Genomic DNA, 13,978 nt, shown 5'->3' on the forward strand with positions numbered 1-13,978 from the left:
TTTACCTGTAATTGCAAGCAAGTATATATTCAACTCTTGGGTTAGCAAGAGGTAAATATCAATTAAGAAGCTGCACTAATTTCCACTTTTGATTGGCGCCATTATTCCTTGTCCATTGCCTTACCTTCACGCCATTAGCATTCATATCGGTTAACGCATTTAAATCAAGAACCTTGCCGCTATGCTTTGCTTGGATCATGAAATAACCGTCGCCAGTATCTATAAATCTCCAGAGCTGGTTATCTCCCTCTGTATCAAGCCATTGAATTACGGCAACTCCATCTTCAGTGTGGAAGTTTGTTACATCTAATACTTTACCGCTGTGTTTAGCACGGATCTTATAATATCCGTTCCCGGCATACTCCAATTTCCATTTCTGATTATCCACGTTATAATCTTCCCATTGGTGTAGCTCGATCCCATTGTCTAACGAACCTCCGGGAATATCCAAAAACTTCCCGCTTACAGCCGACTGAATCTTGTAATAGACGTCGGTTTTGATCACTTCTTCGACTTGGATAAGCTTCCACTTCTGATTATCTCCTCCGTGCTTGGTCCATTGGTTTACTTGGACACCATTAGCATTTAGATCGGATAAAGCGTAGAGATCCAGAACCTTGTCACTATGTTTGGCTTGGATAAAGTAGTAACCATCCCCCGCATCGACAAGTCGCCAGAGCTGGTTATCTCCTTCTGTATCAACCCATTGGATGACGGATACACCATCCTGAGTATTGGAATTGTTTACATCCAAAACTTTTCCACTGTGCTTTGCCCGAATCTTGTAGTATCCATTTCCGCTGTATTCTAACTTCCATTTTTGATTGTCTACATTGTAGTTCTCCCACTGCTGCAGTTCGATTCCATTGTCAATAGATCCGCCTGCTACATCCAAGAACTTGCCACTGACTTTCGATTGAATTTTATAGTAGGTATTGGTCTTGATTGCTTTGAGCCGCGTAAGCAGATTTCCATTCTTATCATAGTAGTAATTGATGTTCTCCCCGGTTCTTATCATTACGCTATCTAATCTTCCGTTCTTGTCATATGTGTAGCCAGTTGAATAGCATGTAACTGAACCGAAGCAGAAAACGAATAGGACAAGTACCATTATCCTTGCACACAAACGCCATTTGTTCTCTCCTAAAGAACCCATTCATATTCCCCTTTTATCTTAATTTAGGGATTCGTAACCTCCGTTACACTGCCCGTAGAAAGTCCTTTGCCATCGACATAAACATGGGTGATATAATTCCCCGTTTCATTATTGTGCTTAGAGAAGGGAATATTGATCTTCCAGACCCCGTCGCTGACTTTCGTGCCGGCAACCCAGGGGATCTCCAGATCATCTTGGCCTTTAAGTTCTGTCCACGTAGGGAACGTAACCGATTGGGCTGCCTTATCTACACCGTAGACATAAACATCATAGGATTTGCTGGACAAGCTTACCTGCAAAGGACCGGCAGCAGCTGTCTTCGCGTTGGTCGTATTCTGACCAATAAACTGCTTATTCCCGTGAATATCTTCTGTGTAAACGTGGGTAACATAGCTGCCAGCTTCGAAGTTATGTTTGCCGAAAGGAACCTGGACTTTCCACGTCCGTTCGTTAACCCGCTGCCCTTCCATCCATTCAATATCGTCTTGCCCTCCGTATATCGTCCAAGTAGGGAAGTAGACCTTGGCCGCCCCTTCGCTCACGTTGTCGGCATATACCTCATAATATCCTGAAGAGACATTCGTCTCAGCCGGGCCCCTTACCACTGCAGACGTAGGAACCACTTCCGTTATATTGCCTGCAGGCAGGCCTGTCCCATCAATATAGGCATGAGTTACGTAGAGACCTGTTTCGTTCTTATGCTTATGGAATGGAATATTGATTTTCCAGACTCCATCCCTGACCTTGGCCGCTTCGATCCATGGGCTCTCCAGGTCATCATGACCGTTATAATCCGTCCATGTCGGCAATTGAACCTTGCCTGCGGTTTTCGATACTCCATAGACATAGACGTCGTATGATGCGTTGGACAAATCCACTTTGGAAGGAGCGTACAAAGCTGTCTTAGCAGTGGCCGTATGTGCCCCCACAAATTGTTTGTTACCATACGAATCTTCTGTATAGATGTGGGTGATATAACTCCCTGCTTCATAGTTATGTTTGCTGAAGGGGATGTTAACCTTCCAGGTTCGAGGAGCTACTTGCTGTCCTTCCACCCAAGGCCATTCCAGGTCATCCTGATCCCCGGATGCGGTCCATGTCGGGAAGCGCACCTTGCTAACTTGCTCACTTACGTTCTCAATAAAGATCTCATAAGAACCCGGCGACACATTAACCTCAGCCGGCCCCTTAATTGTGACTGCCGAAGCGGTGACTTCCGTTACGATTCCCGAAGCTAGCCCTTTGTCGTCTACATAGACATGCGTGATGTATTTGCCAGTTTCGTTGTTATGCTTGTCGAAAGCAATCGTTGCTTTCCAAACTCCATCAGCTACCTTCGTACCCTCAACCCATGGACCTATATCATCTTGGCCATTGTATTCCGTCCACGTCGGAAACTGTACTTTCGCCGCCGTTTTGGAAACCCCGTATACATAGACATCGTATGTTGGACTCGACAAGTCCACTTTCCTAGGACCCACGATCGTATTCGGATAGCGAATAGTTCTGCTGATTACATTCCCATTGGCATTGTACTTGCTCTCTACTACATTACCGTTAGGCAGCGTTGTGTAAGTCAACCGGGAGTTGGAGTCGTAATGGTATTGTGTTGCGGCCGCATTCACAGTTGCCGAAGGAGTCCCTATGGGAAGAAGCCAAATCCCCAGGAAAAGAAGTAATAGTTTACGCACGTTGTTATGACCACTCCCTAAATCATCTTCGTTCTTCAACGCAACAATAACTGAGAATCCATCTGAATCCTCAGGAGCGTTGTTTTAATATACCAGCAAAACATACACACTGTTTGTCGAATTACGTTGTCGAATAATATTTTTAATTAAATTTTGACAAATTTGCTTAGGTAAAATATACCTTTTGGACTAACATAATTATAAAAAAGGATGCCAGGTTAACTATCCTACGGCATCCTTTTTACTACTTACAGCTTCTTTATCTCAATATCGTCTATTGTCCTTCCTTTAACCCCATCGAGTCGGCGTAGATCAGAAAGCCTTCCACCCATCCGCTACTCCATTTGATCCTGTATAGGTTTCGAAATCAGGGTTATAGAGCAAGTTTGTCTCTACTCCCTCCTTCAATACCATCGAATCGGCATAGATTGTCCCCGATGCTCCGTTACTATATGGCTCAAGATGAATATGCAGCCGCGTTGTTACCGTTCCTGCCGGCGGAGTAATCGGCGTATTGAACGTGATCCAATCCGATGCAGCTTTATAGGATGCTACTTCCTGCCCTCTGATCAGCGCTCCTTTCGCATCCAGGTAATGCATGACAACCACTGCCCGTGCGTTGGTTAACGAAGGAATCTGCAAGCGGCCGCTTACTGTGCAGGTAATCCCGCCTCTTACCATCGCTTCTTGCCAGACGTTCGTTACTTGTCCAACCGCCATGTTAGAGGCAGCAATCTTCTGGGCTCGAGTACCGCTGGTGACGGGTGAGGTTACCACCTGATCATTCGGCGTCACGCCGCTGGAGAAAGCCTGCCAGCCATCCGCTACTCCATCCGAGTCTGTATAAGTCTCAAAACCCGGATTATACAGCAGGTTGGGATCAGGACTTTGGGTAACGGTAAAAGAATCCGCATATATCGTCCCCGACCCTCCGCTTGCTGTAGCTTCCAGATGGATATGCAATCTCATGGTGGAAGTCCCTGAAGGCGGGGTCACCTTGGAGTTCAGCGAAATCCAATGGGTTGCAGCCGTGTAGGATGCCACTTCCTGCCCACTGATCAGCACTCCATTCGCATCCAAATAATGCATTACAATAACCGCCTTTGCATTATTTAAAGCGGCGGTCTGCAGACGGCCTCTAATGGTATAGGTTTCTCCCGCCTTTACCTTAACGTCCTGCCATACGTTCAATCCGCCACCCGGCATATTGGCAGCAGAGATTTTTTGGGCGTGCTTCCCGCTGTTCACCGGGTTATCTACGACCTCAAACACAGGAGTAATTCCCGGTCCCCTATAAGTCCCCCAATGGTCCGCTAAGCCCGTATCCTTATTATAGAATTCAAAATCGGGATTTCTTAGCAGATTCCCTTGCGTAGAAGATGAGATCAAATTCCCGTTGGGATCGTACTCATAGCTTATCGTATCCTTATCCGTCTGAACCTGCTCCAATCTGCCATTCTGATCATAGAAGTATTTTGCTGCCAGCGCCGTTTCAGATCCCCATAGAAATATAACAGCGCTAAGCAGTACGATTATCCATTGCCTGTAATACATTACTTCATCTCCTTCTGCGGAAATCCATACCAATTGCTATACAACAGGATTGGTTCCGGCTTGGAATTTCACGTAGGCCGTTCTCCATACTCCATCAAGCGTAGACCCCAATCTGTTCTGAACAACATGGTTACCCCTACCTTTTTGAACAATAGATGTCGACGAATACTATATCAAGAAATGGAAAGTTAACAAAGTATAATTTAGTTGAAAACAAATAAAAAAGCCGCTGTCCTATTGGACAGCAGCCCCATACCTCACCGCTTTATCTTACAAAGCTCCACGATACAGCTTCATCAGAACTCTCTTCGAAGCCGACGACGACCACCACCCGCACCTCCCGCTCGTCGAGGATGTCTGTCGGTTGTGAACACTATACCTACAGCCCACCCCTGCTAGCTAACATAAAAATAAACCGATCGCTGTCCCTTGCAGCAGTCGGTTTACTCCTTACTATCATTGCCTCTGTTTTGCAATTGACGATAAATAGTTTCAGCCCACCCAGGTAATGCTTCGGATTGACATTCTATTGTGGTACTATCCATTTCCAGTACAATTTGGCCGTCTGAGCTGCTGTTATCAATGACAATCAAATGATCAATTAGCTGCAGATGGGAAAGCAAATTGGAGAGCGAGGTCTGTTCACGCCTGATGATATCCTTGGAATCAATGTGGTGTCCTCCGTTCCTAACCCGTGCAGCAACTCGTTCAATATTCACCAAGACCAACATAGTACATAATAATTTCAAACCCATTTTCTCTTGCCTCTCGCATTTGACGGATCACATTGCCGCCCGCAAGGGTAGTTTCTACGGAAAAATCCCGTTTATTTTTAATACAATCTCGTGCTAGTTCGATAGCTTTTTTCCCAGCCGAAACCTTATGACTTTCAGGATTTTCCTGATCGATACCTCGGGCTAAGGCATCTGGGTCAATATTCACACTCACGCCAAGACGATCAATGATTAGATTCCGTATGGTACTCTTTCCACTTCCGTTGTTGCCGGCAAAGACAAGCATTGCAGCCCTTGATTCATTATTCATTGAGGAAGATCCTGCTCATTCATTTTAACGATTTCACCATTGCTGTACTCTTTCACAAACTGGCCAGCCTCTGTTTTATAAACAATATAGGTCCCATTTGCTTTAGCGTCCAATTTAGCCCTATCGCCAGTCAACCTGATTAACTTACTCAGGTCCTGTGTGCGATTCACGCTCTTCACCCTCCGTTACAGTTATACCTGATCCTGATTATATCATACTTGACTACATCAGCCCCCTGCACATTCCACTATCTTCGTGACACCAAAAGAAAAAACAGGCGCCCATGATCGGCACGCCTGCATTCTCCTCACCGCTTCGCCTTATAAAACTCATGATACAGCTTCATCAGCGCCCGCTTCTCGATCCGCGACACATAACTCCGCGAAATCCCAAGCTCCTTCGCGATCTCCCGCTGCGTCCGCTCCTCCCCCCCCGCCTCGAGGCCGAAGCGGCCGACAACCACTTCGCGCTCCCGCTCGTCGAGGATGTCGAGATTCTTGTAGATCTTGCTCTTCTCGATCTTGAGCTGCACCTTCTCCACGACATCGTCATGCTCCGAGCCGAGGATGTCGATCAAGGTGATCTCGTTGCCTTCCTTATCCGTGCCGATCGGGTCGTGCAGCGACACGTCCTTGCGCGTCTTCTTCAGCGACCGCAGATGCATCAGAATCTCATTCTCGATACACCGCGCAGCGAAGGTCGCCAGCTTCGTGCCCTTGTCGGGCGAGAACGACTCGATCGCCTTGATCAGGCCGATTGTGCCGATGGATATGAGATCCTCCAGGTCCTCTCCGGTGTTGTCGAATTTCTTCACGATGTGCGCGACCAGCCGAAGGTTGTGTTCGATAAGCAGGTTGCGGGAATGCTGGTTGCCCTGGGCCATGAGCTTCAGGTGCTTTTCTTCGTCATCCTCCGCCAGGGGTTGGGGGAAAGCATTATTTTTGACATACGAGACGAGCAGCATCAACTCTTTAATGAACAGGGCAACGGCAGTAAAGAATCCAGGCACTTCAGGCACCCCCTCATGGTTTCGCAAAAAGCAGCGGAGCGTCCAGCCCAGTGGTGCGGCTTCTTCCGCCAGAGATTAGTACCATTTTATGTGGGTGTCCGCCTATCCGTGCCTGTACCGCAAAAATTCGTTATCCTTTGACTGCGCCAATCGTCATTCCCTTGATGAAATAACGCTGCAGGAACGGGTAGAGGAAAATGATCGGGCCGATCGTGATGCATACTGTCGAAAGCTGTACACCGGCCGCGGCCGGGGAGATGTTCACATTCGTATTCAGGTAATCGAGATTCTGCGAAGTGGACACGATTCTCCGCAGCATCATCTGCAGCGGATGCTTGGTCGGATCGTCGATGAACATCAGCGCATTGAACCAATCGTTCCAGCAGGACAGCGCATAGAACAGTGTGATCGTCGCAATGACGGGCATGGAGATCGGCCAGATGATCCGGAAAAAGATGTAGAGCTCATGCGCTCCGTCCACCGTCGCCGCTTCATTCAGTTCGAAGGGCAGCGTGCGGAAGTAAGAGGTCATGAGAAAGGCGTTGAAGGCCGAGAACAGGTGCGGCAGAATCAGCGCCCAGACCGAATCCCGCAGGTCCAGCCAATTGGAAATCAGCAGATAATAGCCCACCAGGCCAGGCGCGAAGAGCATCGTGAAGTAAATATAGAAGGCGAGCACATTGCGGTACTTCACCCTCGGATGGGCCGTCACATAGGCGAACATGGATGTGAGCAGCACAGCCCCCACGGTCCCCGTCACCGTGACGACGATAGAGACCCATGCGCTGCGGTACACCTGGCTGCCCTGCAGCAGGAAGCGGTAGGAATCCAGCGAGAACTCGGTCGGCAGCAGCTGGAACCCTTTTACAATCTGGTGCTCCGCAGTGAACGACCCGATATACACGAGCCAGAAGGGAATGAAGCACAGCAGGGAAAAGATTCCGATGAACACGTAGGCGGCGGCGGACAGGGCCCACCCGGATGCGTCCTGTGGTTTTGTGAGCATGCGTAAGGCTCCTCTCTAAAACAGCTTCGAATCGGGGTCGACCCGGCGGACTACCCCATTGAAGAACAGGATGGTGATGAAGCCCATCACCGACTGGAACAAGGCCACGGCGGCCGCGTTGCTGTAGCTGTTCATGTTGGAGACGTCCCGCAGTGCCCGGTACGTATACGTATCGATGACATCCGTCGCCTTGAAGAGCAGGGAATTGTCTCCGATGATGCCGTAGATCAGTCCGAAGTCCCCGTAGAAAATCCGCCCCAGCGCGAGCAGCGTCAGCACGATGATGGTCGGCCGGAGCAGCGGCAGGGTAATGTGCCAGATCTGCTGCCACCGCCTGGCCCCGTCGATGCGGGCGCTCTCGTAATATTCCTCGGAGAACCCCGTGAGGGTCGCCAGATAAATGATGGAGCCCCACCCGGCCCCTTTCCAGACGAAGATGACCGTCAGCAGCAACGGCCATACGGACGGTGTCTGAAACCAGTCGACCGTCTCCAGGCCCACATCATTCAGCATCCGATTGATCATGCCGTCCTGCCCGTTGAAGAAGTTCAGCACCATGAGGTTGACGACGATAATGGATATAAAATGCGGAAGGATCACGAGCGACTGCGCCGCCTTCTTAAACCAGACCATCCGGATCTCATTGAGCAGCAGTGCAATGAGAAGCGAGCATATGGTACCCGCAATGATGAACAGCAGGTTCAGGTATACCGTGTTCAAGGTGACTGCCAGCCAGTCCGGACCCGTGAAAAAAAACATCAAGTTATCCAGTCCCACCCACCGGCTCCCCCACAGCCCCTTCACCGGGATGAACTGCTTGAATGCCAGGAGGTGGGCGGACATCGGCATATAAGAAAAGATGAAGACATACACCACGACAGGCAGCGCCATGGCGTACAGCCATTTGTTCTTCCGGAGCTCCCGGATCACGCCCATGCTATAGCTCCCCTTTCGTTTCTAATCCTTGAAGCGCGCAGCAAAAAGGCCGGCGGCCTGCACTTGTAGGCCGCCGGGAGGAACGCAGGCTTATGCCGGCAGGGACGGCAGCTCCCCGCAGGGCACGGCCTTCCGCGGATGCGGCCGCCCCCGCGCATGCGGCTGCTCCCGAGCCTACTTCTTTTTACCGGCCAGGAATGCGTCAAGCTGCTTCTGATATTCCGCTTGGATTTTCTTCACATGGCCATAGGCCTTCTCTTTGAACTTCGCGAGCCCCTCATTAGGCTCGATCACCCCAAGTACGACGGGCTCGAACAGCTCCTTGCTCATGCTGCTCAGCTGGGCGATCTCATTGGAGACGGGGCTCGGATCGAAGGTGAAGCCGGAGAGAATGTCCGCCGTAAAATTGTTCGGATCCCGCTCCCACTGGTTCAGCTTAATGACTTCTTTGTCCATTGTGGCGTCAATGCGGTCGAGCTTGGGATTCCAGCCCCATGCGAACGGAATACCGGTGTACGGATTTTCCTTGACCGGTTTGTACAAGCCTTCTCCCGCGTCCTCCCAGTTCTTCCCCTTGATGCCGTAGGCGAGCAGGTCGTAGTTGTCTTTCTGATTCAGCGCATTGATGAATTGAATCGCCCGCTCTTTGTTCTTGCTGACCACCGGCACAGCGATGTAGTTGCCCGCCTTGTAGGTGGAGCTGAGTTTCATCCCCGGATCGTACAGGCTGAACGCTTCTGCGGTGGCGCCGGGAACGGATTTCTCAAGGCCGGTACGGGTACCGAGATTGGCGCCGAAGTCGAAGAAGGTCGTGACTGCCGCTTTACCCTTGGTGAACTCCCCGTTCTTGAGCAGCAGCACATCCTTGGGGAAGATCCCGTCCTTGTAGAACTTGTGGTTCATCTCGAAGTTCTTCATCATCATCATCGGGTCCATGTCATCGAAAATATTGTAGACCTTCCCGTCATTGCCCTTGGTGTATAATCCGGCATAATTCAGCACAGGCGCGAGGTTCGCCCCCGGGTCCAGCATGCTCGCCATCCTCACGCCAACGTGCTCCGAACCGTTGGGAATGAACGGTGTGATGCCGGGGTCCTTCTCCTTGACGGCATACATGAACTGAACCAGCTCGTCATAGCTCTTGATCGGCGGGATGCCGAGCTTCTCGCGGATATCCTTACGGATGACGAAGGTCCACGGGCGGATAAAATTCACTTCGAGCGGCACCGCATAGAGCTTGCCGTTTACTTTGTTGGCTTCGAGCAGCTGCGGGGAACGGGTGCTCTTGATGTCGGGTCCGTGCTTCTCGATGAGCTCGTCGAGCGGTTCGTAGAGTCCGGCCGCGATGCTCTGCACGGGATTGTTGTCCCAGATCAGGTCGTAATCCTCCGCCGAGGACAGGGCGACCTGCCGCTTCTGCATAACGTCCGCCCACGGAATAAAAACCACATTGAGCTTGACGTTCAGCGAACCCGCCAGGCGCTTCTCCAGCTCTCCTTTTACTTCGCTCCAGTTAGAGGGCGGGTCTCCGGGGAACATGATTTTGAGTGTAACCGGATTCAATTTTCCGGAGGCGTCTGCTCCCTCTCCCGTTCCGGAAGGTCCCCCTTCATTGGAATTGCACCCGGTCAGCGTCCCCGCCAGCATCAGCGACAACGCCAGCGCAAGGCTCCGGGTCCCTCTCGATCTTCTCATCGCAACCCCTCCTGATATTCGATGGCAAGCGGAGCCGGTCTTTGGCTGCCAACCCCTCTCTCTATCCCCCATGCTCCGATGCCTGCGCTCCGCTTGGTGTCTGCATCATAAACCGGAGGCTCCGGGCCCGCATAGTCCGGTTGTTATTCATCGGTACGGGTGATTACAAAATGGGGGAGTCCGGATATTCACTCCGCGGAGTACGGATGTTCATGATGAAGCTCCGGCTGACTTTTCCAACCGGTATTGGTTCGGCGTCATGCCGGTGGCCCGTTTGAAGGCGGCGAAGAAGGTGCTCTTCGTCTGAAATCCGGACTGCTCCGTAATCTCCGCTACGGTCCAGTCGGTAGTGGTCAGCAGCCTGGCTGCATAGTCGATCCGCTGGTTCGCTATAAAGTCGGACAAGGAGCTCCCGAACCGGTCCTTGAAAATCTGCCGGGCATAGTTCACCGACATGGAGACGTGGGCGGCGATGTCATCGACGGAGAGATTCGGATCGTGCAGATGGTTGCGCACATACTCGATCATCTCCGCGGCCACCTCTTCTCTCCGGCTGGAGCCGCTCTTCCTGCGGTGGCTGTCCATGATCTGCAGCATCTCGCGGTACATCCACGAGTGGACTTCCGTGAGTGTGGCGAACTGGTCGAGGAACGCATGAATGCTCTTCATCCCATGGAAGGGGGTGTGGTGCTTGAAGCTTTTCATGATCGTATAGATGATGTGGGTCAACTGCAGCCTGCATTCCTCGTAGCTCAGCTCCCGCATCTGGTGGATGAGCTGGTCCCAGTATCCTTCGAGCGCCTTCTCGTTGCGAAGCTGCACGGAGTGAATCACCTGCTGCAGCAGCGCTTCGTCCGGCTCGCTGCCCCGGCCTCGCTCATACCGCTCGAGATCATCCCGGGTAAACACCTTGTCTTCGTTATGAATAAACCGCAGCAGGGTCAGCTCGCAGAGCTGGTGATAGGTCAGCGGCAGATTCTCCTCCACGTCGAGCAGGGGGCTGACGGCAGCCTGCACTTCGAGCTTCAGCCACTGCCGGATCTGCCCCCGGGCTTCCTCCGCCGCCGCAATCACCTGCTCTCTGTCCCCCTCCCAAGCCGGCGAAGAGAGGAGCGCCACAATATGATCGGAGCCGAAGTCCACCGTCTCCGCCGCATAGCCATGATTCGCGAGCACCTCGGACAGGATGTTCCCCATCGAAAAACGCAGCAGCTTCCGCGATGCGAAGTCATACTGCTCATTGAAGCGTCCGTACGATTCCAGCCGGATGACGGCCATCCGGAACCATCCCGTACCGAGGATGGGCGTTCGGCCTTCGATGAACTCCCGGATCGGCTTCGAAGGCCCCGGACTCAGAATCCACTGGCGCAGGAAATCGTCCTTCACCAGAGCCTGGCTGCTCTTCATCGACAGATCCAGCTGCTCGATCTGCTCCACCAGGGAATGGAAGCCCGAGCGAATCATAGCCACCTCATTCCCGGCCTTCGGGGACTGCAGGACGGGATGCCCGCTGCCCAATCGGCTCTGGATATGAGAAGCCAGGTCGCTTATCGGCTTCAGGCTCCGGTACGACTGCCAGAACAGGAACAGCAGCAGCGCGGCCAGGAGCAGCACCGAAGAACCGATAATCTCGAGCCGGATCTTGCCCACTTTGGCCTGCCATACGGAGAGGGGAGACAAATGATACACCGTCCAGCCTTCGGTCGGCAGCTGCTCGGTCCGGACGGACCAGGTCTCGCCGCCCGACTTCCACTCCCAGCCTGACGCCCCCTCCGGCGTACGCATGCCACCCAGCTCCTTCGCTAACGCAGGGTCCGCGCTGCCCAGGATGTACTCGCCGTTTTTTCCTTCTATATACAGCTTGTTCTGATCTTCTTCCGAGATCTGGAGCATGTACTCCTGCAGATGAGGTTTGCTGAACAGGATCACCGCATAGCCCTGGTAGCTCTGCCGGGGACCCGCGGATGGCACGACCAGGGCCAGATCCGACTCGCCCTGCGCCTCATGGTTCACGTACTGCAGATACGGGGTGGTCTGATGTCGAATGTAGTCCAGCATAGCCGGGTCGACAAAATCCCGGGTGGAATAGATGCTGGAGTCGGAGGTGTAGATGCGATCCAGATCGAAGTTGATCAAATAGATGGCGCGGATGAACGGCTCGCTGCTCATGAATTCCCTGACGCTGGCCGCAGCTTTGTTCAGGGCCAAGGGGGACTCCCCGCTCTTCTCCATGCTGAGCCACAGCCCGATGCTCTCATCCGAATAAATCCGCAGGGCAAACTGGCGCAGCTTCTGCAGGGTGAATTCCGAAGACTGGATGACCTGCTTCATCTTCGCCTCATGGGACTTGTCCATCTCCTCCAGAGCCGTCCGGACGAACTGCCCGCTGAGGAACCAGGTGAACATCAGGGTGAGCAGACTGACGGCAGCACAGGAGTACAGAAAGATGGTCAAGTACATTTTCTTCGGTTGGATACGGCTCCACATAAGCTTCCTCTCCCCTCTTCCCAAGTTCCAAGATGAACATAGGCCAAGATTCCAGAATTGTCCAGTATGAATCTTATCAGGGAAGTCCGGATTTTATTACTCGGAGAGGCGAGCCTGCCAAGAACTGCACAGGATCGCGGCAGCATGGGAGGGGAAATAGAACGGCTTCTGGCCGCAAGGAGAAGGTTACTGATGATGTGCACAGCTAATGGATGCAAGTTAATGGTGGAGGCAAGTTACGGATGGGGACAAGTTACGGATGAGAACGAATTACGGATAAAAGGAGCCGGCAGCTGGGAACCCATCTTTTTGTACATTTAAGATAAGCAGCTCTAAACCGTCCTCTTGAAGAACAGTGCGTGCGTTTATTCCCATTCCAGGGAAGCGAGCCTCAGCGAGATAGTCGTGAAAAAAGCGCAGAATGGATGGAATCTTCCATCGCATTGTGCGCTTGAGTGTAGTACGGGTTTGCCGCCTTGCTGCCTGCTACCGGAGACCTTCCGGGCCGTCTGTGTAGAGCGCCGGAGAACCGGCCGGCACCTCCGCAAGAGGAGCCTGCCGGGGCTGCAGCTCGTCGTCCGCCGCATGCAGGTCGGCCAGAGTTACGCCGCCGCTGTGTGCTTTTGCAGCATACGGTAAACCGTCCCTGCTTATTATCGGAGACCTTCCGGGCCGTCCGTGTAGAGCGCCGGAGAACCGGCCGGCACCTCCGCAAGAGGAGCCTGCGCGGGCTGCAGCTCGTCGTCCGCCGCATGCAGGTCGGCCAAAGTTACGCCGCCGCTGTGTGCTTTTCCGGGGATGGCATAGGTCTTTATTTCCTTCACCGGTTCGCTATTGATCTTGCTTTTAAAATAACTGATAATCAGGGAAGCGAGGGCGATGGAGCCGATCGAATACAGGGCCTTGGTCACGCCGACGGCGGACAGGGAGATGAGCACCACCATCCCGTCGAAGGCAAAATTGACGAGCCCCGGGTCCCAGCCATACTTCCTGCGGAGGTAGAACGCCAAGATGTTGGCTCCGCCTAGCGACGAGTTGTTCGCAAAGAGGATGCTGACCCCAAGGCCTATGCCCATCCCGCCCAATACGGCGCCCATCAAATTCGAGGGCTCGAAGGCCGGAAGCAGGGAATCCACACCCGTGAACAAGGTCAGGATCAGGACCGAACCCGCAGAATACAGCGTGAACGAACGGCCCATGGTGAGGGCCGAGAAGAGAAAGAAGGGAATATTGATCGCCAAGAACAATGCGGTAAAAGGAAGATTCATCAAGTAAGACAGGCTCAGCGACAGCCCTGCCGTCCCCCCGGTCACGGCATGCGTATGTTTGAGGAATAACAAGCCGATGGCCGTTACCATACAACCGAATACAATATTGGCAAATTTACGCATAGCTCACTC

General features: G+C 52.4%; 10 protein-coding genes and 1 pseudogene. All 11 read right to left on the reverse strand.

The window, feature by feature from the left end; translation table 11 throughout:
- Nucleotides 1-58 precede the first annotated feature (58 nt).
- The 11 genes and pseudogenes from ACP26L_RS28315 to ACP26L_RS28365 all read right to left on the reverse strand — a co-directional run bounded on the left by ACP26L_RS28315 (nucleotide 59) and on the right by ACP26L_RS28365 (nucleotide 13,969).
- A complete protein-coding gene (locus tag ACP26L_RS28315; protein ID WP_426448483.1) occupies nucleotides 59-1,156 on the reverse strand; it encodes an RICIN domain-containing protein in 1,098 nt (365 codons plus the stop codon).
- A 23-nt stretch (nucleotides 1,157-1,179) separates the two neighbouring features.
- Nucleotides 1,180-2,886, reverse strand: a complete 1,707-nt coding sequence (locus ACP26L_RS28320; protein WP_426448484.1) for a GBS Bsp-like repeat-containing protein — start codon at nucleotides 2,884-2,886, stop codon at nucleotides 1,180-1,182.
- Between the two features lie 273 nt (nucleotides 2,887-3,159).
- Nucleotides 3,160-4,401, reverse strand: coding sequence for a carbohydrate binding domain-containing protein (locus tag ACP26L_RS28325; protein ID WP_426448486.1), 1,242 nt, complete (start codon nucleotides 4,399-4,401; stop codon nucleotides 3,160-3,162).
- Nucleotides 4,402-4,844: 443 nt separating this feature from the next.
- Nucleotides 4,845-5,445: pseudogene (locus ACP26L_RS28330) on the reverse strand (zeta toxin family protein).
- The gene (locus ACP26L_RS28335; RefSeq protein ID WP_426448488.1) at nucleotides 5,442-5,615 is read right to left on the reverse strand and encodes a hypothetical protein; all 174 of its coding nucleotides are present in this window, start codon (nucleotides 5,613-5,615) and stop codon (nucleotides 5,442-5,444) included. The pseudogene ACP26L_RS28330 and the gene ACP26L_RS28335 overlap by 4 nt, the downstream one beginning before the upstream one ends.
- Before the next feature lie 137 nt (nucleotides 5,616-5,752).
- Nucleotides 5,753-6,454 carry an RNA polymerase sporulation sigma factor SigK gene (gene sigK, locus ACP26L_RS28340; protein ID WP_013919982.1) on the reverse strand — a complete coding sequence of 234 codons (702 nt, stop codon included), beginning with the start codon at nucleotides 6,452-6,454 and terminating at the stop codon, nucleotides 5,753-5,755.
- Nucleotides 6,455-6,584: 130 nt separating this feature from the next.
- Entirely contained in the window at nucleotides 6,585-7,460 is an 876-nt protein-coding gene (locus ACP26L_RS28345) for a carbohydrate ABC transporter permease (protein WP_426448491.1), read from the reverse strand.
- 15 nt (nucleotides 7,461-7,475) lie between these two features.
- Complete coding sequence (locus ACP26L_RS28350) at nucleotides 7,476-8,396, reverse strand: ABC transporter permease (RefSeq protein ID WP_426448493.1); 921 nt, start codon at nucleotides 8,394-8,396, stop codon at nucleotides 7,476-7,478.
- A 174-nt stretch (nucleotides 8,397-8,570) separates the two neighbouring features.
- Nucleotides 8,571-10,091, reverse strand: a complete 1,521-nt coding sequence (locus ACP26L_RS28355; protein ID WP_426448495.1) for an extracellular solute-binding protein — start codon at nucleotides 10,089-10,091, stop codon at nucleotides 8,571-8,573.
- A 210-nt stretch (nucleotides 10,092-10,301) separates the two neighbouring features.
- On the reverse strand, nucleotides 10,302-12,551 hold the full coding sequence (locus tag ACP26L_RS28360) for a helix-turn-helix domain-containing protein (protein WP_426448497.1): 2,250 nt from the start codon (nucleotides 12,549-12,551) through the stop codon (nucleotides 10,302-10,304).
- A gap of 680 nt (nucleotides 12,552-13,231) precedes the next feature.
- Complete coding sequence (locus tag ACP26L_RS28365) at nucleotides 13,232-13,969, reverse strand: YitT family protein (protein ID WP_426448499.1); 738 nt, start codon at nucleotides 13,967-13,969, stop codon at nucleotides 13,232-13,234.
- Nucleotides 13,970-13,978: the final 9 nt, after the last annotated feature.

The sequence above is a fragment of the Paenibacillus sp. S-38 genome, assembly GCF_049942825.1.
Lineage (GTDB): Bacteria > Bacillota > Bacilli > Paenibacillales > NBRC-103111 > Paenibacillus_G.